General features: G+C 70.4%; 15 protein-coding genes. 3 read left to right on the top strand and 12 right to left on the bottom strand.

Annotated elements, in window-relative coordinates; genetic code table 11:
• Positions 1-18: 18 nt before the first annotated feature.
• The 5 genes from glgB to ACIOHP_RS31915 all read right to left on the bottom strand — a co-directional run bounded on the left by glgB (position 19) and on the right by ACIOHP_RS31915 (position 9,091).
• A complete protein-coding gene (glgB, locus tag ACIOHP_RS31935) occupies positions 19-2,421 on the bottom strand; it encodes a 1,4-alpha-glucan branching enzyme (RefSeq protein WP_401893030.1) in 2,403 nt (800 codons plus the stop codon).
• Between the two features lie 26 nt (positions 2,422-2,447).
• Positions 2,448-3,818, bottom strand: coding sequence for a maltokinase N-terminal cap-like domain-containing protein (locus tag ACIOHP_RS31930; RefSeq protein WP_361541947.1), 1,371 nt, complete (start codon positions 3,816-3,818; stop codon positions 2,448-2,450).
• 84 nt (positions 3,819-3,902) lie between these two features.
• The gene (treS, locus tag ACIOHP_RS31925) at positions 3,903-5,603 is read right to left on the bottom strand and encodes a maltose alpha-D-glucosyltransferase (protein ID WP_361479174.1); all 1,701 of its coding nucleotides are present in this window, start codon (positions 5,601-5,603) and stop codon (positions 3,903-3,905) included.
• A complete protein-coding gene (locus ACIOHP_RS31920; protein ID WP_401893026.1) occupies positions 5,600-7,684 on the bottom strand; it encodes an alpha-1,4-glucan--maltose-1-phosphate maltosyltransferase in 2,085 nt (694 codons plus the stop codon). The genes treS and ACIOHP_RS31920 overlap by 4 nt, the downstream gene beginning before the upstream one ends.
• A 204-nt stretch (positions 7,685-7,888) precedes the next feature.
• Positions 7,889-9,091, bottom strand: a complete 1,203-nt coding sequence (locus ACIOHP_RS31915) for a S8 family peptidase (RefSeq protein ID WP_401893024.1) — start codon at positions 9,089-9,091, stop codon at positions 7,889-7,891.
• 294 nt (positions 9,092-9,385) lie between these two features.
• On the opposite strand from ACIOHP_RS31915, the gene ACIOHP_RS31910 reads away from it, so the two are divergent.
• Positions 9,386-12,004 (top strand): glycosyltransferase family 1 protein, encoded by a 2,619-nt coding sequence (locus ACIOHP_RS31910; RefSeq protein WP_401893022.1) that lies wholly within the window; start codon positions 9,386-9,388, stop codon positions 12,002-12,004.
• A 45-nt stretch (positions 12,005-12,049) separates the two neighbouring features.
• Here the strand turns inward: ACIOHP_RS31910 and ACIOHP_RS31905 are convergent, their stop codons facing one another.
• The 7 genes from ACIOHP_RS31905 to ACIOHP_RS31875 form a co-directional block, all read right to left on the bottom strand.
• The gene (locus ACIOHP_RS31905) at positions 12,050-12,556 is read right to left on the bottom strand and encodes a DUF1990 family protein (RefSeq protein ID WP_401893019.1); all 507 of its coding nucleotides are present in this window, start codon (positions 12,554-12,556) and stop codon (positions 12,050-12,052) included.
• A 70-nt stretch (positions 12,557-12,626) separates the two neighbouring features.
• Positions 12,627-14,294 carry a M4 family metallopeptidase gene (locus ACIOHP_RS31900; RefSeq protein ID WP_401893016.1) on the bottom strand — a complete coding sequence of 556 codons (1,668 nt, stop codon included), beginning with the start codon at positions 14,292-14,294 and terminating at the stop codon, positions 12,627-12,629.
• 297 nt (positions 14,295-14,591) lie between these two features.
• On the bottom strand, positions 14,592-16,601 hold the full coding sequence (locus tag ACIOHP_RS31895) for a M4 family metallopeptidase (RefSeq protein WP_401893307.1): 2,010 nt from the start codon (positions 16,599-16,601) through the stop codon (positions 14,592-14,594).
• Between the two features lie 304 nt (positions 16,602-16,905).
• Entirely contained in the window at positions 16,906-18,657 is a 1,752-nt protein-coding gene (locus ACIOHP_RS31890) for an ABC transporter ATP-binding protein (protein ID WP_401893013.1), read from the bottom strand.
• Positions 18,654-20,438 carry an ABC transporter ATP-binding protein gene (locus tag ACIOHP_RS31885; protein ID WP_401893010.1) on the bottom strand — a complete coding sequence of 595 codons (1,785 nt, stop codon included), beginning with the start codon at positions 20,436-20,438 and terminating at the stop codon, positions 18,654-18,656. The genes ACIOHP_RS31890 and ACIOHP_RS31885 overlap by 4 nt, the downstream gene beginning before the upstream one ends.
• A 20-nt stretch (positions 20,439-20,458) precedes the next feature.
• Positions 20,459-22,321, bottom strand: a complete 1,863-nt coding sequence (locus ACIOHP_RS31880; RefSeq protein WP_401893007.1) for an ABC transporter ATP-binding protein — start codon at positions 22,319-22,321, stop codon at positions 20,459-20,461.
• Complete coding sequence (locus ACIOHP_RS31875; RefSeq protein WP_401893005.1) at positions 22,318-24,087, bottom strand: ABC transporter ATP-binding protein; 1,770 nt, start codon at positions 24,085-24,087, stop codon at positions 22,318-22,320. Before ACIOHP_RS31875 ends, ACIOHP_RS31880 begins: the two co-directional genes overlap by 4 nt.
• Positions 24,088-24,283: 196 nt before the next feature.
• On the opposite strand from ACIOHP_RS31875, the gene ACIOHP_RS31870 reads away from it, so the two are divergent.
• Together ACIOHP_RS31870 and ACIOHP_RS31865 are read left to right on the top strand one after the other, a co-directional pair.
• Positions 24,284-25,195, top strand: a complete 912-nt coding sequence (locus tag ACIOHP_RS31870; RefSeq protein WP_401893003.1) for an ABC transporter ATP-binding protein — start codon at positions 24,284-24,286, stop codon at positions 25,193-25,195.
• Complete coding sequence (locus tag ACIOHP_RS31865) at positions 25,192-25,926, top strand: ABC transporter permease (protein ID WP_401893000.1); 735 nt, start codon at positions 25,192-25,194, stop codon at positions 25,924-25,926. The genes ACIOHP_RS31870 and ACIOHP_RS31865 overlap by 4 nt, the downstream gene beginning before the upstream one ends.
• Positions 25,927-25,928: the final 2 nt, after the last annotated feature.

Here is a 25,928-nt window from a genome sequence, read left to right as displayed (position 1 = left end):
ACGGAGTGCCGATCCCGGCTACTCGGGCCGCAGCCACACCGTCGCCAGGGGCGGCAGCGTCAGGGTGATGCTGGCCGGACGGCCGTGCCAGGCGGTCGCCTCCGGCTTGATGACGTCCGGGTTGGTGACGTCGCCGCCGCCGTACTTGCCGACGTCGGTGTTGAGGGTCTCGTGCCAGGCGGGGACGGAGTCGGGCACGCCCAGGCGGTAGCCGTGGCGGACGACGGGGGAGAAGTTCGAGACGGCGAGGAGGGGGGTTCCTTCGGCGTCCAGGCGCAGGAAGGCGAAGACGTTGTCCTCGGCCGCGTCTCCCACGATCCACTCGAAGCCGTCGGGGCTCGTGTCCCGCTGCCACAGGGCCGGGGTGTGGCGGTAGACGATGTTGAGATCACGGACCAGGTCCCGCACCCCGCGGTGGTCCGCCTCCGCGCCGTACGCCGGATCCAGGAGCCACCAGTCCGGGCCGTGCGCCTCCGACCACTCGGCGCCCTGGGCGAACTCCTGGCCCATGAAGAGGAGTTGCTTGCCGGGGTGCGCCCACATGAAGGCGAGGTAGGCGCGGTCGGTGGCGCGTTGCTGCCACCAGTCGCCCGGCATCTTCGACACCAGGGAGCGTTTGCCGTGGACGACTTCGTCGTGGGAGATCGGCAGGACGTAGTTCTCGCTGTAGGCGTACACCATGGAGAACGTCATCTCGTGGTGGTGGAACTTGCGGTGGACCGGCTCGTGCTGGACGTAGCCCAGGGAGTCGTGCATCCAGCCCATGTTCCACTTCAGACCGAAGCCCAGACCGCCGAAGCCGCCGGGGCCGATGTGATGGGTGGCGCGGGTGACGCCGTCCCAGGCCGTCGACTCCTCGGCTATGGTCACCACGCCCGGCACCCGCCGGTAGACCGTGGCGTTCATCTCCTGGAGGAACGCCACCGCGTCCAGGTTCTCCCGGCCGCCGTGCTCGTTCGGCACCCACTGCCCGGGCTCGCGCGAGTAGTCGAGGTAGAGCATCGAGGCGACCGCGTCCACCCGCAGCCCGTCGATGTGGAACTCCTCGCACCAGTAGACGGCGTTGGCCACCAGGAAGTTGCGCACCTCACGGCGGCCGAAGTCGAACTCCAGGGTGCCCCAGTCGGGATGCGCGGAGCGGAGCGGGTCCTCGTGCTCGTACAGGGGCCGCCCGTCGAACTCGGCCAGCGCCCAGTCGTCGCGCGGGAAGTGGGCCGGCACCCAGTCCATCAGCACACCGATGCCGGCCTGGTGGAAGGCGTCCACCAGGTACTTGAAGTCGTCGGGGGTGCCCAGGCGGGCCGTCGGGGCGTAGAAGCCGGTGACCTGGTAGCCCCAGGAGCCGCCGAAGGGGTGCTCGGCGACCGGCATGAGCTCGACATGGGTGAAACCGAGGTCCTTGACGTACGCCGGAAGCTGTTCGGCGAGTTGACGGTACGTCAACCCCGGTCGCCAGGACGCCAGATGGACCTCGTACACCGAGAACGGCCCCTCGTGCGCCGGGATGTCCGGGCGCCGCTCGAGCCACGCGTCGTCGTGCCACTCGTGATGCGAGGCATGCACGATCGACGAGGTGTTGGGCGGGACCTCCGTACGGCGGGCCATCGGGTCGGCCCGCAGGGTCCTCGAACCGTCCTGGCGGGTGATCGCGAACTTGTACAGCTCGCCCTCGCCGATGCCGGGCACGAACAGCTCCCAGATACCGGACGAACCGAGGGAGCGCATCGGATACCCCGTGCCGTCCCAGAAGTTGAACGTGCCGGCCAGACTCACCCCGCGCGCGTTCGGCGCCCACACCGTGAAGCGGGTGCCGGTCACGCCCTGGTGGGTCATCGGCTCGGCGCCGAGCGCCCTCCACAGCTGCTCGTGCCGGCCCTCGCCGATCAGATGCAGGTCCAGATCGCCCAGCGCGGGCAGGAAACGGTACGCGTCCTCGGTCTCCTGGACGCTTCCCTCGTACGCCACGAGCAGCCGGTACGCGGGGACCTCTCGCAGCGGCACCAGGCCCGAGAAGAACCCGTCGCCGTCGTCGTGCAGCTCCGCCCGCACGGTTCCGGCGACGACCGTGACGGAGAGCGCGTACGGCTTGAAGACGCGGAAGGCGATGCCGCCGGGCACCGGATGGGCGCCCAGGACGCCGTGCGGGTTGTGGTGGGTGGCGGAGAGGAGCCGGTCGCGGTCGTGGGCGTCGAGGGCGGGGGAGGCGGCCGGCACGACGGGCTCGGGCCGCGCCGGGACCTTCCCGGCGGGCGCCTTCTTCGCCGTGGCCTTCTGGGCGGCGGCCTTCCTCACCGCCGGAGCCTCCTTATGGGCGGCGGCCTTCTTCGTGACCGCCTTCTCCGCGGCCTTCTTCACGCTTTTCGCGGCCTTCTTGACCGACTTCTTCGGATCCGAATCGCTGGACGGGGGGCGCGGGGTCACGGGTGGAGCCTCCTCGGCTGTGCGGGTCAGATCAGATCGGATGTGGCGTACCGCTCGATCGCGGCCATCGGCACCGGCAGCCAGTCGGGCCGGTGGCGGGCCTCGTAGACGACCTCGTAGATCGCCTTGTCCGTCTCGTAGGCCCGCAGCAGCACGGGATCGGTCCGCGGATCGGCACCGGCGATCTCGGCGTACCCGGAGCAGTACGCGGCCCGGCAGGCGTGGGCCCAGCCCGGCATCGGGGGATCGGCCGAGAGGGCGGCGTAGTCGAAGGAGCGGAGCATGCCCGCCACGTCCCGCGCCGGCGGCTGCGGCATCCGCCGCTCGGCCAGCGGTTTCGACGGCTCACCCTCGAAGTCGATCAGCGACCACTGCCCGGAGGGCGAGCGCAGACACTGGCCCAGGTGCAGATCGCCGTGCACGCGCTGAGCGGTCCAGGTACGGCCCTCCGCGGCCAGGCCGGCCAGCGCGGTGAACGCCGAGTGCAGCCCAGGAGCGTACGGGCGCAGCGACGGCACCGCCTGCACGGCCGCCTCCAGGCGCTCGATCATGCCGTCGACCAGCAACTGCAGCTGTGTCGCGCCCAGAGTCACCGAGGGCAGTGCCCGGGCCAGCGCGGTGTGCACCTCGGCGGTGGCCCGCCCCAGCGCCCGCGCCTCCGCGCTGAAGTCCTCCCCTTTGGCCAGCTCGCGCAGCGCCAGCTCCCAGCCGTCCGCCGCGCCCTGGACGAAGGGCTGGAGCACACCGAGGACGGACGACTCCCCGTCGAGGTCGGCGTGCAGCCACGCCGTCGGCGCCGGTACCCGCGGGCAGCCTTCGCGGGCCAGCGCCAGCGGAAGCTCCAGGTCGGGGTTGACGCCGGGCACGATCCGGCGGAGCAGTTTGAGGATGAACGTATCTCCATAGACCACCGACGAGTTCGACTGCTCGGCGGTCACCATGCGGGGCACCAGACCGGGCCGGATCTCCTGGCCCGGGTCCCGCTCGAAGCGCAGCCCGCCGATGCGGGCCTGGGCGCGCAGCGCCTCCAGGAGCACCTCGGCGGGCCGGGGGTCGTACAGGGCCTCGTACACCGTGCGTCCGGCGAGCGGGCCCTCCTCCATATGGCCGATCAGCGCGGGCGCCAGATGGGGTGGCAGCGCCTCGCGCACGCCTATGAGGAGCTGGTAGCAGTCGCCCGAGGTCATGGGCTGATGGGCCCGCACCAACAGGTGGTACAGGCCCAGCCTGCCGTCGACGGGGAGCAGTTCGGTCGCCGCGACCAGCGAGAACCCGGTGACCGGACGGCCCTTGCCCGCGAACCACCGCTGCCGTGGCAGCCACTCCCGCAGCAGTGGATCAAGAGACGCAAGGAGGGCGGGACTCGTCGTGGCAGTACGGATGACGGCTTCCGACATGGCGTCGCGTCCTTTCCCCGGGTGGGCGGGGTGTTACTGATGCGTGCCCCGGGCGGGACGGGGGAAACCGTCCCGCCCGGGCTTCTAGAGGGCTTCCTTGCGGAGGCGGAACCAGTAGAAACCGTGCCCTGCCAGCGTCAGCAAGTACGGCAGGTCCCCGATGGCCGGGAACCGCACCCCGCCGAACAACTCGACCGGGTGGCGTCCGTTGAACGTGCTCAGGTCCAGCTCCGTCGGCTGTGCGAAGCGGGAGAAGTTGTGCACGCACAGGACGAGGTCGTCCTCGTACTCGCGCAGGAACGCGATCACGGCGGGGTTGGACGACTGGAGCTCGGTGTAGGAGCCGAGGCCGAAGGCGGGGTTCTGCTTGCGGATCTCGATCATGCGGCGGGTCCAGTGGAGCAGCGAGGAGGGCGACGACATCGACGCCTCCACGTTGGTGACCTGGTAGCCGTAGACCGGGTCCATGATGGTCGGCAGATACAGCCGTCCGGGGTCACAGGACGAAAAACCTGCGTTGCGGTCCGGTGTCCACTGCATGGGGGTGCGGACGGCGTCGCGGTCGCCGAGCCAGATGTTGTCGCCCATGCCGATCTCGTCGCCGTAGTAGAGGATCGGCGAGCCGGGCAGGGAGAGCAGCAGCGCGGTGAACAGTTCGATCTGGTTGCGGTCGTTGTCGAGCAGGGTGGCGAGCCGGCGGCGGATGCCGATGTTGGCGCGCATGCGGGGGTCTTTGGCGTATTCGGCCCACATGTAGTCGCGTTCTTCGTCGGTCACCATCTCGAGGGTGAGCTCGTCGTGGTTGCGCAGGAAGATGCCCCACTGACAGCTCGACGGGATCGCCGGGGTCTTGGCGAGGATTTCCGAGACCGGGTAGCGCGACTCGCGGCGCACCGCCATGAAGATGCGGGGCATGACGGGGAAGTGGAAGGCCATGTGGCATTCGTCGCCGCCGGCCCGGTAGTCGCCGAAGTAGTCGACGACGTCCTCGGGCCACTGGTTGGCCTCCGCCAGCAGCACCGTGTCCGGATAGTGCGCGTCGATCTCCTTGCGGACCCGCTTGAGGAACTCGTGGGTCGCCGGAAGGTTTTCGCAGTTGGTGCCCTCTTGCTGGTAGAGGTACGGCACCGCGTCGAGGCGGAAGCCGTCGATGCCGAGGTCCAGCCAGAACCGCAGCGCGGAGATGATCTCCTCCTGGACCGCCGGGTTCTCGTAGTTGAGGTCCGGCTGGTGGGAGAAGAAGCGGTGCCAGTAGTACTGCTTGCGGACCGGGTCGAAGGTCCAGTTGGAGGCCTCGGTGTCGACGAAGATGATCCGGGCGTCCTGGTACTGCTTGTCGTCGTCGGCCCAGACGTAGTAGTCGCCGTAGGGGCCGTCGGGGTCGTTGCGGGACTCCTGGAACCACGGGTGCTGGTCGCTGGTGTGGTTCATGACGAAGTCGATGATCACGCGCATGCCGCGCTGGTGGGCGGAGTCGACGAACTCCACGAAGTCGGCGAGATCGCCGAACTCGGGCAGGACGGCCGTGTAGTTGGAGACGTCGTAGCCGCCGTCACGCAGGGGTGACTGGAAGAACGGCGGCAGCCACAGGCAGTCGACGCCCAGCCATTGCAGGTAGTCGAGTTTGGCGGTGAGGCCCTTGAGGTCGCCGACGCCGTCGCCGTTGCTGTCCTGGAAGGAGCGGACCAGCACCTCGTAGAAGACGGCACGCTTGAACCAGTCGGGGTCCCGGTCCTTCGCGGGGGTGTCCTCGAAGGTGTCCTGGACGGGCTCGTTGACGATCATATTGTGGGTGACCCTCCGGTCTGCGGGGTGGACGGTCGCAGGACGGTGAGGATGTGCGCGGGGCGAGTGCCCGGTTCGAGGCGCACATAGTTCGCCCTGCCCCAGTGATAGGTCTCGCCGGTGAGCTCGTCGCGCACCGGCACCGACTCGTGCCATTCCAGGCCGAGTTGCGGCATGTCCAACGAGACCGTGGCCTCCTGGGTGTGGTGAGGGTCGAGGTTGACGACCACCAGAACCGTGTTCGAGCCGCTCCGCTTCGAGTACGCGATGACCGCTTCCTGGTCCGCGTGGTGGAAGTGGAGATCGCGCAACTGGCGCAGTGCGGGGCTCGCTCGCCTGATCCGGTTCAGCTGGGTGATCAGGGGGGTGATGCTGTCGGCGGTGTCCCAGTCGCGGTGGCGGAGCTGGTACTTCTCGGAGTCGAGGTATTCCTCGCTGCCCTCGCGCAGGGGAGTGTTCTCGCACAGTTCGTAGCCGCTGTAGATGCCCCAGGTGGGGGAGAGGGTCGCGGCCAGGACCGCCCGGATCTCAAAGGCGGGCCGGCCGCCGTGCTGGAGATAGGCGTGCAGGATGTCGGGGGTGTTGGCGAAGAAGTTGGGCCGCATGTAGGCGGCCGCCTCACCGGACAGCTCGGTCAGATATTCGGTGAGTTCTTCCTTGGTGTTGCGCCAGGTGAAGTACGTGTAGGACTGCTGGAAACCGATCTGGGCCAGGGTGTGCATCATCGCCGGCCGGGTGAACGCCTCGGCCAGGAAGATCACGTCCGGATCGCCGGCGTTGATCTCCGCGATCACCCGCTCCCAGAAGACCACCGGCTTGGTGTGCGGGTTGTCGACCCGGAAGATCCGCACACCGTGCTCCATCCAGAACCTGAGCACCCGCAGCGTCTCCGCGACCAGACCGTCCATGTCGGCGTCGAAGGCGATCGGGTAGATGTCCTGGTACTTCTTCGGCGGGTTCTCCGCATACGCGATGGTGCCGTCCGGGCGGTGATGGAACCACTCCGGATGCTTGTGCACCCAGGGATGGTCCGGCGAACACTGCAGAGCGAAGTCCAGCGCGATCTCCAGGCGGTGCTCGCGGGCCCGGGCCACGAACCAGTCGAAGTCCTCGATCGTGCCCAGATCCGGGTGGACCGCGTCGTGGCCGCCCTCCGGGGAGCCGATCGCCCACGGCACGCCCACGTCTTCCGCGGTGGCCGACAGGGTGTTGTTCGGGCCCTTGCGGAAGGTCGACCCGATCGGATGGACCGGCGGCAGATACACCACGTCGAACCCCATCGCCGCGATCGCCCCCAACCGCCGCGCGGCCGTACGGAACGTGCCGTGCGGACGCTCCGGCGTGCCCTCCGAGCGCGGGAAGAACTCGTACCAGGCCCCGTACAGCGCCCGCTCCCGCTCCACCAGCAGCGGCAGCACCTCGGAGACCGTCACCAGCTCCCGCAGCGGATACCGCGCCAGCACCGCGTCCACCTCCGGCGTCAACGCACCCGCCAGCCGCGCCGCGGCCGGGCGGGTCTCGTCGCGGAGGGCCGCCACGGCGGCGCGGATCACCTTGCGCAGGCCCTCGCCCTTGGGGACGCCGTCGGCGGCCCGCTCGTACAGGCGCGCGCCGTCCTCCAGGACGAGGTCGGTGTCCATGCCGGCCGGGATCTTGATCTGGGCGTGGTGGCGCCAGGTGCTGATCGGATCGCCCCAGGCCTCGACGTGGAAGGTCCAGTGGCCGGGTTCACCGGCTGTGACGTCGGCGCCCCAGCGGTCGGTGCCGGGGACCAGTTCACGCATCGGGGTCCAGGGGCCCGGGCGGCCTTCGGGGTCTTTCAGTACGACGTTGGCGGCGACCGCGTCATGGCCTTCGCGGAACACGGTGGCCGAGATCTCGAACGTCTCGCCGGTGACCGCCTTCGCGGGCCGGCGTCCGCGCTGGACGATCGGACGGACGTCGAGGACGGGTATGCGCCCGATGCCGTCGCCGGTGGAGGGTGGCTCCGGAGGCGGTGGCTGGATGGCTGCCGAGTGTTGCTCGGGGGGTGTCTCGGTGCCGGCCGTCGGGGGTGCTGACGAGTGGTGCGTGGCGGGCATGACCGCTCCTGTCCGCGTCAACGTGGGTGGGCGGATGGCTGTGGGGAGGTGGGTCCTGCGTGGTGTTGCTGAGGGTTGTACCGGAGGAGCCTTCCCACCCTATTCGGGTGAGCAATCCGGCACTTTGTTAACTACTCACGCGTATGTCTACACACAAGACCGGCCCCGTTCGAGACGAACGGGGCCGGTTCCTGCACACTGTCGCTACGGGGCCGGAACTTGCAGCAGTTTGTTCGGCGAGGCAAGCCCGCGGCCGGAGATTTTGCCGGAAACCGCCTGTGCGACCAGTGCCTTGGACACCTGTGCGGGTGTGGCCTTGGGATGGTCCGCCAGATAGAGCGCGGCCGTGCCCGCCGCGTGCGGCGACGCCATCGACGTACCCGAGTAGGTGGCCTTGGCGGTGTCGGCCCTATGGGATGCCGAGGTGATCGCGACGCCGGGGGCGAACAGGTCGAGGGCCGCGCCGAAGTTGGAGAAGTCCGCCCGCGCGTCCTTCTTGTCGCTCGCGCCGACCGTGATCGCCTGCTGGACGTTCGCGGGCGAGTAGAGGCTCGCCGGCAGCGCGTCGTTGCCCGCCGCGACCGTGTACGTGACACCCGACTTGATCGAGTTGCGCACGGCGGCGTCGAGTTGGGCGTTGCGGTAGCCGCCGAGGCTGACGTTGGCGACCGCGGGCTTCCTCGCGTGCTTGGTCACCCAGTCGATACCCGCGATGACCTGGGCGGTCGTGCCCGAACCGGCGTTGTCGAGGACACGGACGGCGACGACCTCGGCCCGCTTGGCGACGCCGTACTTGGTGCCCGCGATGGTGCCGGCGACATGCGTGCCGTGGCCGTTCCCGTCGCTCGCGGTCCTGTCGTTGCCGACGAAGTCCCAGCCGTAACGGGCGCGTCCGGCGAAGTCCTTGTGCGAGATGCGGATGCCGGTGTCGATCACGTACACCGTCGCTCCGGCGCCCGCGGACTCGGGCCAGGTGTAGCTCTTGTCCAGCGGCAGATTCTTCTGGTCGACGCGGTCCAGCCCCCAGGACGCCGGGTTTCGTCGGCTGTGCTCCAGGGCCACACGAGTGTCCTGGGTGACCGACGCCACGCGGGAGTCGGCGGCGAGCAGCTTGGCCTGTCTCTCGTCCGCCTTGATCGCATAACCGTTGAGAACCGTGCCGTAGGTATGGCTTATTTTCGCCCCGTACTTCTCGGCGAGACTCCTTCCCGCCGACGACGGAGCCTTCGTTTCCCCCTTGAGAGTCACCAGATAGCTTCCCCCGACGGAACCGGGGGTCCCGGCACCGAGTATCTTCCCCTCCGGTGCGGCGTGCGCGGGCAGGGTGATGGCCGAAAGCGCGGCGGCACAGGTCACCGCGGTCAGGCCCCCCGCCCAGCGCAGACGCCGTGTGCGCGTCCGTGCCATGGTGTGAGTTCCCCTCCTCGACTCGGCGTACGACGACCGTGGTGCACCGGGAGTCGACCGGCGTGGCCGATACGCCACGTGCAGCCTCTCGTGGGGTGCGAAGTCACCACAAGCACGCCTACGGGGGCGGAATCGGCCATACCGTCCATGGGAGGCGCGAGAAGGTTGCGGCGTTTTCCGGTCTGTCTGCTTCTGCCGCACCGTGGTTACGACGGCCGCTGCCCTATACCGTCGACGGTGACGACGGGGCGCACAGCGCGGTGCGTCCCCCTCCGCACGTCGTACGAGGTGGCAATGAAGGCTATCCGTCGCTTCACCGTCCGACCCGTACTGCCCGAACCCCTCCGGCCGCTGAGCGACCTCGCGCGCAATCTGCGCTGGTCCTGGCATGCGGAGACCCGTGACCTGTTCCAGTCGGTCGATCCGGAGTGCTGGGCCGCTTCGGGCTGTGATCCCGTGCGTCTGCTGGGCGACGTACCGCCCCGGCGCCTCGCCGAGCTGGCCGAGGACCGCCGCTTCCTGCGCCGGCTGACGGCCGCCGCGGACGATCTGCACGACTATGTCTCCGGCGCGCGCTGGTACCAGGCGCAGTCCGGCGAACTCCCCGCCGCCGTCGCCTACTTCTCACCCGAGTTCGGCGTCACCGCGGCCCTGCCCCAGTACTCCGGCGGTCTGGGCATCCTGGCGGGCGACCATCTGAAGGCGGCCAGTGACCTGGGCGTCCCGCTGATAGGCGTGGGCCTGCTGTACCGGCACGGCTACTTCCGCCAGTCGCTGTCCCGTGACGGCTGGCAGCAGGAGCACTATCCGGTCCTCGACCCCAACGAGCTGCCCGTGGGGCTGCTGAGGGAGGCCGACGGCACGCCCGCACAGGTGTCGCTGGCCCTGCCCGGCGGCAAACAGTTGCACGCCCGGATCTGGCTGGCCCAGGTCGGCCGCGTGCCCCTGCTGATGCTCGACTCCGACGTCGAGGAGAACGATCTCGGCGAACGCGGGGTGACCGACCGGCTCTACGGCGGCGGCAGCGAGCACCGCCTGCTCCAGGAGATGCTGCTGGGCATCGGCGGGGTCCGGGCGGTCCGCACGTACTGCCGGCTGACCGGCCACGCCGCACCCGAGGTCTTCCACACCAACGAGGGCCACGCCGGGTTCCTGGGGCTGGAGCGGATCGCCGAACTGGGCGATCAGGGGCTCGACTTCGACGCGGCGCTGGAGGCGGTGCGGGCCGGGACGGTCTTCACCACCCACACCCCCGTCCCCGCCGGCATCGACCGCTTCGACCGCGAACTGGTCGCCCGGCACTTCGGGGCGGATGCCGAGTTGCCGCACATCGACGTCGAACGGATCCTGCGGCTGGGCATGGAGACGTACCCGGGTGGCGAGCCCAACCTGTTCAACATGGCGGTGATGGGCCTGCGCCTGGGGCAGCGCGCGAACGGCGTCTCGCTGCTCCACGGTCACGTCAGCCGCGAGATGTTCTCCGGACTCTGGCCGGGATTCGACCCCGACGAGGTGCCGATCACCTCCGTGACGAACGGGGTGCACGCCCCGACCTGGGTCGCGCCGGAGGTCTTCCGGCTCGGCGCCCGGCAGATCGGCGCCCAGCGCACCGAGGACGCGCTGACGGTCGGCGGCTCGGACCGGTGGGACGCGGTGGGGGAGATCCCCGACCAGGACATCTGGGAGCTGCGCCGGGTGCTGCGCGAGCAGCTGGTCACGGAGGTGCGCGAGCGCCTGCGCGTGTCGTGGCGCCAACGCGGCGCGGGAACGGCGGAGTTGGGCTGGATCGACGGGGTGCTGGACCCGGACGTCCTGACGATCGGATTCGCGCGGCGCGTCCCGTCGTACAAACGACTGACGCTGATGCTGCGCGACCGGGACCGCCTCATGGACCTGCTGCTGCACCCCGAGCGCCCGATACAGATCGTGGTCGCGGGGAAGGCGCACCCGGCGGACGACGGCGGGAAACGCCTGGTCCAGGAGCTGGTTCGCTTCGCGGACGACCCGAGGGTGCGGCATCGGATCGTGTTCCTGCCGGACTACGGCATGGCGATGGCGCAGAAGCTGTACCCGGGCTGCGACATCTGGCTGAACAATCCGCTGCGCCCGCTGGAGGCGTGCGGGACGTCGGGGATGAAGGCGGCGCTCAACGGCTGCCTCAACCTGTCGGTCCTGGACGGCTGGTGGGACGAGTGGTTCCAGCCCGACTTCGGCTGGTCGATCCCGACCGCGGACGGCACGGGGACGGATCCCGACCACCGGGACGACGTGGAGGCGGCGGCGCTGTACGACCTGCTGGAGCAGCGGGTGACGCCGCGGTTCTACGAGCGGGGGCAGGGCGGGCTGCCGGACCGCTGGATCGAGATGGTCCGCCAGACCCTGACCTTGCTCGGTCCGAAGGTGCTGGCCGGCCGTATGGTCCGGGACTACGTGGAGCGCCTCTACACGCCGGCCGCGCACGCGCATCGCGCGATGACGCCGGACCTGGCGCGGGAACTGGCCCTGTGGAAGGCGCGGGTGCGCGGCGCCTGGTCCTCGGTCACCGTCGACCACGTCGAGACGTCGGTCGCGACGACCACGGCGGAACTCGGATCCACGCTCGGGCTACGGGTGCGGGTGGGGCTCGGTGAGCTGAGTCCCGAGGACGTCGAGGTGCAGGCCGTGTCCGGGCGGGTGGACGAGGAGGACCGGATCGCGGACGCGATGACGGTTCCCCTGAAGCCCGTGGGCGGGCCCGACCCGGACGGCCGGTGGGTGTACGAGGGGCCCCTGTCACTGGACCGGACGGGGCCCTTCGGATACACCGTCCGCATCCTTCCCTCGCACCGCCTGCTGGCGTCCGGGGCGGAGCTGGGGCTGGTGGCGGTGCCGTCGGAGGATGTGGTGGAGGCGGCAGGCGTGCTGATGAGGTGACACGCACACGTGCTTGTCAGGCGGCTGATGCGGCCCGGGCGGGACTCAGTCCTCGTCCCCGCCGCTCAGCCGCCGCAACACCACCCCGCACCTGCGCGCGTACGCGTGCTGCAACCCCCGGGTCGCCGGCCCGCCCGCCTTGGCGTACCACTTCGCGGCCCGGCTGAACGCGGAGACGGTGAGCCAGACCGTGCCGTCCCCCGTCCGGTCCACGACGAAGGACTCCTCGCCGCACTCGGGGTGGCCGGAAAGCGTGCCGTACGCCCAGCCCGCGCGGCGGTGTTCCTCCACCGTCCAGACCACACGGCAGGGTGCCTTGATGAGGCCGGCCAGCGTCACCGTGACGTCGACGTCGGGCGCCGCGCGGTCCGCGGAGGCGTCGATGCCCATGCCCAGCGCCCGGTGCATCTCCCAGGTCAGGACCGCTTCCGAGGCGCGGCGGAAGACCTGTTCGCCCTCGCCGATGCGGTTGCGGACGTGGAGGGGGCGGAAGCCGGGCGGGCAGAAACCGTTCCGCTGGGTCGCGCCTACGTCGTCGTACGTGAAGGACATGGGAGACAAGGGTAGGGCGGCACCCCGGAATGCCTTCGTCCCGGGTGCCGCCCAGCGAGCCCCCCTCGGGCTAGCTCACGTTGACCGCGGACCAGGCGGCGGCGACCGCCTTGTACTCGGTGCTGGTGGAGCCGTACAGGGCGGAGGCCGCCGAGAGCGTGCCCGTGCGTGCCGCCTTGTAGTTGGTCGTCGACGTGAAGTACGTCGTCAGCGCCTTGTACCAGATCTGGAGCGCCTTCGCGCGGCCGATGCCGGTGACCGTGGAGCTGTTGGACGTGGGCGAGTTGTAGCTCACGCCGTTGATCGTCTTCGCGCCGCTGCCCTCCGAGAGGAGGTAGAAGAAGTGGTTCGCGACGCCGGACGAGTAGTGGACGTCCAGGTTGCCGACCGACGAGGACCAGGAGTCCGCCGAGCCGCCGTCCTTGCTGGGCTTGTCCATGTAGCGCAGCGGGGAGCCGTCGCCGTTGATGTCGATCTCCTCGCCGATGAGGTAGTCACCGACGTCGTTGGAGTTGGCCGCGTAGAACTCGACACCCGTGCCGAAGATGTCCGAGGTCGCCTCGTTGAGGCCGCCGGACTCGCCGCTGTAGTTCAGACCGGCCGTGTTCGAGGTGACGCCGTGGCTCATCTCGTGGCCGGCCACGTCCAGCGAGGTCAGCGGGTGCGTGTTGGACTCGCCGTCGCCGTACGTCATGCAGAAGCAGCTGTCGTCCCAGAACGCGTTGACGTACGCGTTGCCGTAGTGGACCCGGGAGTAGGCCGCGACACCGTTGTTCTTGATGCCGGAGCGGCCGAAGGTGGACTTGTAGAAGTCCCAGGTGGTCGCCGCGCCGTAGGCGGCGTCGACGGCCGCCGTCTGGTCGGTGGTGGAGCTGGAGGCGGCGCCGGTGCCCCAGGTGTTGTCGGCGTCCGTGAAGAGCGTGCCCGCGGAGGAGCTGGTGCCGTGGGACTTGTTGTACGTCTTGTGGCTGCCGCGCGTGCCGTCGGTCAGCTGGTACGTCGAGCCCGACAGGGTGGTCTCCAGGCTGACCGTGCCCGAGTACAGGCTCTTGCCGGTACCGGTCGCGTTCTCGATGCCCTGGTACTCGAAGAGCTTCTTGCCGGTGGCGGCGTCGGTGATGACGTGCAGCTGGTTCGGGGTGCCGTCGTCCTGGAAGCCGCCGACGATCGTCTCGTAGGCGAGGACGGGGGTGCCCGAGCCGGCCCAGACGACCTTGCGCGCGCCGTCGGCGGCGGTCTTCTCCGAGCCCGCGGCCTTGGCGATGGTCAGCGCCTGCTTCTCGGCCTTGGCGACGGTGAGCTTCGGGGTCAGGGAGGCGACCTTGATGGTCTTGGTCGTCGCTCTGGAGACGCCCTTGGCCGCACCGGACTTCGACTCGTGGACGACCAGGTCGCCACCGAGGACCGGCAGACCGGCGTAGGTGCGCTCGTAACGGGTGTGGACGGTGCCGTCGGCGTCCTTCACGACGTCCTTGACGACCAGCTTCTCCTTGGCGCCGAGGCCTATCTCCCGGGCGGTGTCGGAGGCGTCGGCCTGCTGCTGCTTGATGAGCGTGGTGCGCGCGGCGGGAGACAGCTGGAGGGGCGCGGCGGCGAGGGTGGCCTTGCCCGTGGCTTCCGCCGGGCTCTGCGCCGCGGCACTGCCGGTGGTCAGACCGGTGGCGAGGAGGGCTCCGGCCGCGACAGCGGTGGCGATGGCCAGAGTGGTGTGCTTGCGACGCGCGTAGACGGGGGTCACACAAGCTCCTTAGTGGGGGAGCCCGGACGGTTGTGGGGCAACCGGTCCGGGGTGGTTGTGAAGTTGTGCGGCGGGTGTGAGGAAGAGTGGCATCAGGGCCGCATAAATGTCATGACCCCGTCGTGATGTTGGCCGAAAACCAGCGACCGAGTGAACATTGCCGCAATGTAAAGCGACTTGACCTCGGCAAAGGCCCAACAAGCCCTCGGTAAGGCGCTGGCAAAAAGAGGGCGCCGCCCCGGGGAGTCGAACCACCGGGACGGCGCCCTGTCCTTCAGCCGCTCAGTACCACCCGGTCTACGGGAAGGTGAGCTTCCAGCTGTTGATGTAGCCGGTGTCGATGGCCGCGTTGTCCTGAACCCTCAACAGCCAGGTGCCGTTGGCGACTTCGGAGGACGCGTTCACCGTGTAGGTGGTGTTGAGGTTGTCCGTGCTCCCACCGGTGCCGTACGCCTTCAGGGTGTACGCCGTGCCGTCGGGGGCGACCAGCTGGACCTGGAGGTCACCGATGTAGGTGTGCACGATGTCGACGGCGACCGCGAGGTTCGACGGCGCGTTGCCCGTACGGCCGGACACCGTGATCGGGGACGTCACCGCGGCCCCGTTGTCCGGAATCGATACGTCGGTCGTGCTCTCGAAGGAGGTGCCGCCGCCACCGCCGCCACCGGGACGCGAGCCGACCGCCACGCCCGCCCAGGCGTTCTGGACGGCCGTGTACTCCGCGCTGGTCGTGCCGTACAGCTCACCCGTCGCCGCGAGGGTGCCGGTGCGGGCCGCCGCGTAGTTGGTCGTGGAGGTGAACTTCGTGGTCAGCGCGCGGAACCAGATCTTCTCCGCCTTGTCGCGGCCGATACCGGTGACCGGAAGGCCGTCCGCCGTGGGCGAGTTGTAGCTGACGCCGTTGATGGTCTTGGCGCCGCTGCCCTCGGACAGGAGGTAGAAGAAGTGGTTCGCCGGGCCGGACGAGTAGTGCACGTCGGCGTTGCCGATGCTGGACGTCCAGTTGTTGTACGACGAGCCGTCCTTGCTCGGCTGGTCCATGTAACGCAGCGGCGTGCCGTCGCCGTTGATGTTGATCTCCTCGCCGATGAGGTAGTCACCGACGTCGGAGGAGTTGTTGGCGTAGAACTCGACGGTCGAACCGAAGATGTCCGAAGTCGCCTCGTTCAGACCACCGGACTCGCCGCTGTAGTTGAGTCCGGCCGTGTTCGAGGTGAGCCCATGGGTCATCTCGTGCGCGGCCACGTCGATCGACGTGAGCGGGTTGGTGTTGCCCGAGCCGTCGCCGTACGTCATGCAGAAGCAGCTGTCGGACCAGAACGCGTTGACGTAGTTGTTGCCGTAGTGGACGCGGGAGTACGCCCCGACGCCGTCACCGCGGATACCGCTGCGTCCGTGCACGTTCTTGTAGTAGTCCCACGTCAGCGCGGCACCGTAGTGCGCGTCCGCGCCGGCCGACTCCAGGTTGGACGGGCTGCCGTTGCCCCAGATGTCGTCCGGACCGGAGAAGAGGGTGCCGGTGCCGGAGGTGCCGCGGTTGAGGTTGTACGTCTTGTGGCCGCCGCGGGCGCCGTCCGTGAGGTTGTACGTCGACCCGGACTGCGTGGTGCCGAGAGTGACCGTGCCCGAGTACACCGTGTTGCCGGTGCCGGTCTCGATGGCCTCCCACTCGTACAGCTTCGCGCCGGTCGCCGCGTCCGTGACGACGTGCAGCTCCTGCGGGGTGCCGTCGTGCTGGAAGCCGCCCACGACCGTCTCGTACGCCAGGGTCGGCTTGCCGTCGCCCGCCCAGATCACCTTGCGCGGGGCGCGGTTGACGGCGGGGCTCTTGGCGTCCTCCGCCTTCGCGGCGCCGAGGGCCTGGCTCCTGGCCTTGGCGGCGGACACGGCGGCCGTGGTGGTGGCCGGCTTGATGGCGGCGCGGGTCGCCTTCACGACGGACTCGGTCGCGTCGGCCTTCGTGGACTCCACGACGAGGTCGCCGCCGAGGACGGGCAGACCGTCGTAGGTGCGCTCGTAGCGGGTGTGGATCGTTCCGTTGCCGTCCTTGAGGACGTCACGGACGACCAGCTTCTCCTTGGCGCCCAGGCCCAGTTCCTTGGCGGTGTCCGCCTTGGCGGCGTTGGCGGTGCGGATCAGCTCGGCCCGCTGTGCGGGGGTGAGCTTGACCGACTCGGCGCCCGGTATGACCTTGCCCGCGGCCGACGGTGCCTTCTCCGGGGCTGCGGACGCGGCGCCCGACTGGACGGCCGCGGCGATCAGGGCGGACACACCGACCAGCGCCACTGCGGCGGCCCGGCGGTGCATGGTGTGGGAGGTGCGTCTGTGGGAGGAACTCGCTCTCAACACTGACTCCTGCGTCTGCGGGCCGCGGGTCGCGCGGCCGGGGGAGACCGGGCGGCGGGTGGGCCGGCCGGGCAGAACGGGAATTGCGCGTGCGGGAGTTCGGCCGCGGCGCAGCGCTGTGCGCGTGCTGTGGGGTTGCTGTGACGGGGCCGTGGGAAGAGTGGCAGCAGTTCGCGGTTTCTGTCAGGAGCGCGTCAGGAAGTTGGCTGGAAATCGTCCGTTGCCCGGATGGTCATGTTCGTTATACGGGCAATTTGCCTGTCCGTCAGGATGGCCGGTCCCCGTGCCACGAGTGCCACAGCGCCGCGTACGCCCCGTCCGCCGCCACCAGCTCCTCGTGCGAGCCCAGTTCGGTGAGCAGCCCGTCCTCCATCACCGCCACCCGGTCCGCGTCGTGCGCGGTGTGCAGCCGGTGGGCGATCGCGATGACGGTACGCCCCTCCAGAACGGCGGCCAGGGCGCGCTCGGTGTGCCGGGCGGTCGTCGGGTCGAGCAACGCCGTGGCCTCGTCGAGGATCAGAGTGTGCGGGTCGGCCAGGACCACCCGGGCCAGGGCCAGTTGCTGGGCCTGCGAGCCGTCGGTGGGGCGACCGCCGTCGCCCAGCGCGGTGTCGAGGCCGTCGGGCAGCTCCCGCACCCAGGCGTCGGCACCGACCGCGGCCAGCGCGGACCACAACTCCTCGTCCCCGGCGGACGGTTCGGCGATCAGCAGATTGTCCCGGACCGAGCCCAGAAACACATGATGCTCCTGCGTGACCAGGACGACCTGGCGGCGCAGCTGCTCGGGGCCGAGCTCGACGACGGGCACCCCGCCGACCGTCACGGTGCCCGCGCTGGGCGCGTCGACGCCCGCGATGAGCCGGCTGAGCGTGGTCTTCCCGGCGCCGGACGGCCCCACGACCGCGAGCCGCTCCCCGGGCCGTACCGTCAGATCGACCCCGTGCAGCACCTCGCCGCCCCGGCCGTACGCATACCGCACTCCGGTCACATCGATCCGGTCACCGGCCGGAGACAGGACCCTTGCCTCGGTGCTCCGCGGAGCGCGCGCCAGCCCCTCCACACGGGCGAACGAGGCACCGGCGCTCTGCAGTTGCTCGACCCGGACCAGGATCTGGTCGAGCGGGTTGATCAGCTGGTTGAGATAGAGGGCGGCCGCCACGACCGAGCCCAGGCTCATCGCCCCGTGCGTGTGCAGGAGTCCGCCGATGACCAGGATCCCGGCGATGGGGAGGATGTACGACACCTCCACCGAGGGGAAGAACACACTGCGCAGGTAGAGGGTGTGGAAGCGGGTGCGCCGGGCGGTCTCGAGGGTGTCCCGGCCGGCCCGGACACGCCGTTCCTCCAGCCGCAGCGCCTCCACCGTACGGGCGCCCGCCGCCGTCGCCGCGACGATCTCGGCGACGTCCGAGGTCGCCGCGCCCTCGGCGAGATAGGCCTCCCGGGCCCGGCGCAGATACCAGCGCAGGGCGAACCAGATCGGGGTCAGGCCGAGTACGCCGACGGCGCCGAGGACCGGATCGATCAGGAAGATGGCGACGAGCGCGAACAGGAACCGTACGGAGTTGATGAACAGGTCGGGGCCGGCGTCGCGCAGAGTCGTGCCGACCGTGGCCACGTCCGCCGTACCGCGGGCGGTGAGGTCGCCCGTTCCCGCGCGTTCCACCACGGACGCGGGCAGGGCGAGCGCGCGGTCCACGAACTCCTCGCGGACCCGGGCGAGGGTGCGTTCGCCGAAGCGGTGGCCCACATAGCGGGCCCAGCGGGCGAGCAGCAACTCCGCGAGGGAGCACACCAGCAGGGCGAGGGCGAGCCGGTCCACGGCACCCACTCCGCTGCCCCCGCGTACCTCGTCGATGATTCTGCCGAGCAGCCAGGGGCCGCCGAGGCCGGCGATCGCGGCCAGCGCGTTGAGGGCGAGGGCGGCGGTGAAGGCGCGGCCGTCGGCCCGGATCAGGCGGAGCGAGGCCTTGCGTACGTCCGCGGGTTCGGCGACGGGCAGGTGTCCGGACGTCACCGTACGGCCTCCTCGGAGTCGGTGTCCCTGGCGACGAGTCGGCGGTAGCCGGGGGTGGTGTCGAGGAGTTGGCGGTGGGTGCCGGACGCTACGCGCTTGCCGTCGACCAGGTAGAGCACGGTGTCCGCGCGGTCCAGGACGAGGGGGGATGTGGTGGTGACGACGGTTGTACGACCGTTGCGGGCGGCCCTTAGACGGTCGGCCACACGTGCCTCGGTGTGGGCGTCCAGGGCGGAGGTGGGTTCTACGGCGAGGAGTACTTCCGGGTCGGCGGAGAGGGCTCTTGCCAGGCGGATGCGTTGGCGTTGGCCGCCGGAGAGGTTGCGGGCCTGGGCGTCGATGGGGGAGTCGAGGCCGTCGGGGAGGGCTTGGACTATGTCGTCGGCCACCGCCGCGTGGAGGGCTTGGGTTATGTGCGCTTCAGGGGGTGCCTCGGTAGGTGCTTTGGCGTCTGCGGGTTCGTTGTGGCTGGTCGCGCAGTTCCCCGCGCCCCCAAGGGCGTCTCCGGCGCCGTCTATTACGTTGCGCAAGGTGTCCGCGAATACGTCTGCCTCGTGGTCCGCCACCAGGATGCGGGCGCGGATCTGCGTCAACGGGATCTCGTCCAGGGGGATTTCGCCCCAGGTCGTTCGCGACGGGGTGTATCGGGCCAGGCGGTCGATCACCGTGGCCGTGTCCGCCGGGTGTGCGCTCGCCAGTGCCGTCAGGCGGCCCGGTCGGACCCGCACGCCCGACTCGGGGTCGTGGAGTACCGAGGGTTCCGCGGGGGCCGGTCGCGTGCCCGCGTCCTCCATCGGCTCCAGGCGCAGGAAACGTACGACACGGCGGGCCGCCACCACGCCCCGGCTCAGCATGTAGCCGCACTCGACCCAGAACGCCACCGGGCCCACCAGGACCGCGACATAGCCGTAGACCGAGACCAGCTCGCCCACGGTGATGTCGCCCTGGGCGGCGAGGCGGGCGGCCAGCCAGGTCACCACGGACAGGAAGACCGTCGGGAGGCCCATGCCGAGGGACTGGACCCAGCTGGTGACCGCGCCGACCCGGTAGCCCTGGGCGCGCAGATGCTGGGAGTCGCGGTGGAAGGCGTCCGCGACCAGGCCCTTGCCGCCGAGGCCGTTGAGGACGCGGAGGCCGCTCGCGAGGTCGGCGATGCGGGCGGTGAGGACGCCCTGCCGCTCGCGGTACTCGGTCTCCGCGCCCTGGAGGCGGGTGAGGAGGGGGCCGACGAGGACGACGATCGCGGGGATGCCCAGCAGCACCACGGCCGCGATCAGCGGTGAGACCGAGACCAGCAGTCCGGCGATCGTCAGATAGGCGATGACGGCCCCGACACCCGGGCCGACCACGGTCAGGGCCTGCGCGATCGTCTGTACGTCGCCCACCCCGATCGTGACGACCTCCCCGGCGCCCGCACGGCGTGACAGCGCGGCGCCGAGCCGGACCGCGTGGCCGACGACGACCTTCACCGTGCGGAAGTTGGCGTCCATCCGCACCCGGGTCATCGTGCGGTGCCGCATGATGCTCAGCCACGCGTTGAACGACCCCACCACGAAGAGGACCGCGGACCAGCCGGTCAGCGCGCCGAAGTCGCCCGGTTCCAGACCCTCGTCGATCGCCTTGGCCATCAGGTACGGCGTCGCGGCCAGCAGCACCATCCAGGTACTGGCGATCACCGCCCCGAGGGCACACCGGCCCGCCTGGCACCGCACCAGCCACCACAGGTACCACCAGCCGCCCCGCGCGTCGGGCGTGCCGGGATCCTCGTACGCGTCGATCACCTGTCGTTCCCCCCGATTCCCTACGCCAGACTGTCCCGCCACGCCCGGTGCAGATCCGCGAACCTGCCGGTCCCCGCGATGAGTTCGTCCGGCGGGCCGTCCTCGACGATCCGGCCGTGCTCCATCACCAGCACCCGGTCCGCGATCTCGACCGTCGAGAGACGGTGGGCGATCACCACCGCCGTACGGCCGTGCAGGACCGTCGACATCGCCCGCTGCACGGCCCGTTCGCCCGGGATGTCCAGCGAGCTGGTCGCCTCGTCCAGGATGAGCACCGCCGGGTCCGCGAGCAACGCCCGCGCGAACGCGACGAGTTGGCGCTGGCCGGCGGAGATGCGGCCGCCCCGCTTGCGTACGTCCGTGTCGTAGCCGTCGGGCAGGGCGCTGATGAACTCATGGGCGCCGATCGCCTTCGCGGCCCGCTCGATGTCCTCGCGGGTGGCGTCCGGGCGTCCGATGGCGATGTTGTCGGCGACCGTGCCGGAGAACAGGAAGGCCTCCTGCGTCACCATGACGACCCCGCGCCGCAGTTCGGGCACGGTCAGCTCGCGCAGATCGACCCCGTCGAGCAGGACGCGGCCCTCGGAGGGGTCGTAGAAGCGGGCGAGGAGCTTGGCCAGCGTGGACTTGCCGGCACCGGTGGAGCCGACCACCGCGACCGTCTGCCCGGCGGGGAGGGTGAGGTCGAAGCGGGGCAGGACCTCGCCGCCGGTGCGGTAGGCGAAGCGGACGCCGTCGAAGACGACCTCGCGGCCGGGGTGCTCGGACTCCAGGGGCGGAAGCTGCCGGGGCTCGGACGGCTCCGGCACCGACGGCGTCTGCGCGAGCAGGCCCGCGATCTTCTCCAGTGAGGCCGCCGCCGACTGGTAGGAGTTGAGGAACATGCCGAGCCGGTCGATCGGGTCGTACAGCCGCCGCAGGTACAGCACCGCCGCGGCCAGCACACCGAGTTCCAGCGTGCCGCCCGCCACCCGGTAGGCGCCCCACAGCACGATCAGCGCGACGGCCGTGTTGGCGACCAGCCGGGAGCCGACCACATAGCGGGCCATCTCGATGAGCGCGTCGCCGTTGGTGCGCTCGTGCCGCTGGTTGAGCACGGCGAAGTCGGCGTCGTTGGCCGCCTCGCGGCGGAACGCGCGCACCGGGCGGATGCCGTTCATCGTCTCGACGAACTTCACGATCACGGCGGCGATCGCGGTGGACCGCCGGGTGTACACCTCTCCCGCGCGCCGCTGGTAGATCCGTATGAGGAGATGGAGCGGCACGAACGACGCCACCGCCACCGCGCCGAGGCCCAGATCCAGCCAGAGCAGCAGCGCCGAGATGTAGACGAAGGACAGGACGACCGTCACCAGCTCCTGGAGCCCCTCGCTCAGGAGCTCGCGCAGCGACTCGACGTCCGCCGTGGAGCGGGAGATGAGCCGGCCCGAGGTGTAGCGCTCGTGGAAGTCGACGCTGAGAGCCTGCGCATGGCGGAAGATACGGCCGCGCAGGTCGAGGAGCACATCCTGGTTGACCCGCGCCGAGGCGAGGATGAACACGTACTGAAGCGCGCCCGCGGCCAGCGCACACAGCAGATAGCCGACGCCCACGGCGATCAGCGGGCCGTGGCGGTCCTCGCGGAACGCCGGGACGGCGCTGTCGATCGCGTACGCCACCAGCAGCGGGCCCGCCTGCACCGCCGCCTGCTGGAGCAGCAGCAGAAACGCGGCACCGAGGGCGCGGGCCTTCATCGGCGCGAGCAGGGAGCGCAGGAGGTTCGAGGTCGCGCGGGGCGGTGTGGGCAGGACGTCGCGGTCGAAGGGATCACCGCCGCCGGCGGCCTTGTGGCCGTCCGGTTCCTCGTCGGCGGTGGTGGGCGCGGCCTTCGTCGGCGCCGTCATCGGTCCTCCCCCGTCTCCCCGGACCCCGCCATGAGGTGGGCGTACTCGGCGTTCGTGCGCAGCAGTTCGTGGTGGGTGCCCACGGCGGTGATCCGGCCCTGTGACAGCAGGGCGACCCGGTCGGCGAGCAGCACGGTCGAGGGCCGGTGCGCCACGATGAGCGCGGTGGTCTCGGCGAGCACCTCCCGCAGCGCGGCCTCCACGGCGGCCTCGGTGTGCACGTCCAGTGCGGACAGGGGGTCGTCGAGGACGAGGAACCGGGGCTGCCCGACCACCGCCCTCGCGAGAGCGAGGCGTTGGCGCTGGCCGCCGGAGAGGCTGAGGCCCTGTTCCCCGACCTGGGTGTCGGTGCCGTGGGGCAGGGCGTGCACGAAGTCGGCCTGGGCGACGGCGAGGGCCCGGTCGAGGTCCCCTTCCTCGGCGCCCATCAGCACGTTCTCGCCGACGCTCGCGGAGAAGAGGGTGGGTTCCTCGAAGGCCACGGCGACGAGCGAACGCAGCTCCTCGCGGGACATCGCGGTGATGTCCTCACCGTCCAGCGTGATCCGCCCCGAGGTCGTCTCGTGGAGCCGGGGAACGAGCGCGGTGAGGGTGGTCTTGCCGCTGCCGGTGGCGCCGACGAGGGCCATGGACTCGCCGGGGCGTATGTGGAGGTCTATGCGGTCGAGGACAGGAGGGGAGTCCAGAGGCGCGTCGGGGTACCGGAAGACGACACCGTCGAACCGCAGCCCGCTGTCCTCCCGGTCGCCGTCGGTCACGCCGACCGTCGCGTCCTCCGGTACTTCGTCCATCACCTCGAAGTACCGTTCCGTCGCGCTCGCCGCATCCTGGCTGATCGCCAGCAGGAAGCCGATCGAGTCGATGGGCCACCGCAGCGCCAGAGCCGTGGACAGGAAGGCGACCAGGGTCCCCGCCGACAGGTCCCCGTCGGCCACCTGCACCGACCCCAGCACCAGCGCGGCCCCGATGGCGATCTCCGGCAGCGTCACGATGACACCCCAGATCGACGCGAGCAGCCGGGCCTTGCGCAGCTCCGTCCCGCGCAGGGTCCGCGACAGTTCACGGAACGCCCGCGCCTGGCTCCGGTGCCGTCCGAAGCCCTTGATGATGCGGATGCCGAGCACGCTCTCCTCGACGACCGTCGTCAGATCGCCGACCTGGTCCTGGGCGAGCCGCGCCACATGGAAGTACCGCCGCTCGAAGAGCACACACGTGACGATCACGGGCAGGGCGGGCCCCAGGATCACCAGCCCGAGCGTCCAGTCCTGGAGCAGCATGATGATCACGCCGACGAGGATCGTCACCGCGTTGACCAGCAGGAACGTCAGCGGGAACGCCAGGAACATCCGCACCAGCATCAGGTCGGTGGTGCCGCGCGACAGCAGCTGCCCCGAGGCCCACCGGTCGTGGAACGACACCGGCAGCCGTTGCAGATGCCCGTACAGAGCCGCCCGCATCTCCGCCTCGACATGGGACAGCGGCCGCGCCACCAGCCACCGCCGCAGCCCGAACAGCAAGGCCTCCCCGAGCCCGAGCAGCAGCAGGAACAGCGCGCCGAGCCACACGCCCGCCGGATTCTGGTCGGCGACCGGTCCGTCCACCATCCACTTCAGGACGAGCGGGATCACCAGTCCCGTACAGGACGCGAGGATCGCCACCGCCGCGGCGCCGAGCAGCCGCGCGCGGACGGGCCTGACGTACGGCCACAGGCGCAGCAGGGTACGGACGGCGGAGTGTTCCTTGGTGGTGGCACGTGTCGAGGGCATCAGCAGTGAGCCTACAAATCGGCACTGACGACGCCCACCGAGTTTTGGCCGGACCCGAATCGGCCGCTGGACCTACGACCTGCGCGTTCGACCGGCCGCACGGCCCGGTCGTACCCCCGCGTCAACCGATCGGCTGATGTCCCCTCGAGCGTGACGGCCGATGTGCGCACCGCCCGCCGACCGCGACGCTGATGCCATGTCCGTCATCGAAGTCACCGAACTGCGCAAGTCCTACGGCGGCCGGCCCGCCGTGGACGGTGTCTCCTTCGCCGTCGAGGAAGGCGAGATCTTCGGCGTCCTCGGCCCGAACGGAGCCGGCAAGACCACCACCGTCGAGTGCGTCGAGGGCCTGCGCGTCCCCGACGCCGGCCGCGTCCGCGTCACCGGCCTCGACCCGATCGCCGACCACGAGCGGGTCGCCCGCGTCCTCGGCGCCCAGCTCCAGCAGAGCGAGCTCCAGCCCAAGCTGACCGTGCGCGAGGCCCTGGAGCTGTACGCCGCGTTCCACGAGAGGCCCGCCGACTGGCGCCCCCTCGCCGAGCGCCTCGGCCTGACCGGAAAGCTGACCACCCGGTTCGGCAAGCTGTCCGGCGGTCAGAAGCAGCGCCTGTTCATCGCGCTCGCCCTCATCGGCGACCCCAGGGTCGTCGTCCTCGACGAGCTGACCACGGGCCTCGATCCCCGCGCCCGCCGCGACACCTGGGAGCTCATCGAGGAGGTCCGCGCGAGCGGTGTCACCGTCCTGCTGGTCACGCACTTCATGGAGGAGGCGCAGCGGCTGTGCGACCGGATCGCAGTGATCGACAAGGGCCGGATCGCCGCCCTGGACACCCCGGCCGGACTGATCCGCCGCTCGGCGGGCGCCACCGTCATCAGCTTCACACCGTCCGTCCCCCTCGACGACCGTGACCTGAACGCCCTGCCCGGGCTCGCGTCGGTCCAGCACCGGGACAGCCGCGTCACGCTCGCCGGCACCGACGAGACGGTCAACGCCGTCATCACGCTGCTGGCCCGCACCCACATCACGGCTCATCAACTCCGCGTCACCGACGCCACGTTGGACGACGCGTTCCTCGACCTCACCGAGGCCAAGGAGGCAGCGGCATGAACACCGCCGTCCTCAGGACCGAGCTCCGGCTCTTCCGCCGCGAACCCGGCGCCCTCTTCTGGATCCTGCTCTTCCCGACCCTGCTGCTGGTGATCCTCGGCTCGATCCCGGCCTTCCACGACCACGAGGCCGGCCTCGGCGGCCTGCGGACCATCGACGTCTACGTCCCCGTGGCCGTGCTCCTCGGCCTGATCGTGGGCGGCGTCCAGGCCATGCCGCAGACCCTCACCGGCTACCGCGAGCGCGGCATCCTGCGCCGTATGTCCACGACCCCGGTCCGGCCGTCCGCCCTGCTCTCCGCACAGATGCTGGTCCACGGCGGTGCCGCCCTGGCGTCCGCGCTGCTCGCCCTCGCCGTCGGGCGGCTCGCCTTCGACGTACGACTGCCCGAGCAGCTCCCCGGATATCTGCTCGCCCTGGCCCTGGCCGTTTTGGGAGCCCTCGCGCTCGGCGCGGTGATCTCCGCGCTGTCCCGGACGACGAAGATCGCCGGTGCCATCGGGTCGGCCGTGTTCTTCCCGTCGATGTTCTGCGCGGGGGTGTGGGCGCCGGTGCAGACCATGCCGGACGTCCTCGCCCGGATCGTCGGGTACACCCCGTTCGGCGCGGCGGCCGAGGCCCTGAACCGGGCCGCGGGCGGCGACTGGCCGGGCTGGACCCACCTCGGTGTCCTCGTCGTCTGGACGGTGCTGCTCACGGCCGCCGCGCGGCGCTGGTTCCGCTGGGAGTAGGG

This window comes from Streptomyces sp. NPDC087859, assembly GCF_044742595.1.
In the GTDB taxonomy this organism is placed as follows: domain Bacteria; phylum Actinomycetota; class Actinomycetes; order Streptomycetales; family Streptomycetaceae; genus Streptomyces; species Streptomyces canus_F.
The sequence above is the reverse complement of the archived record's forward strand: the minus strand, read 5'-3'. Positions and strand labels throughout refer to the sequence as shown.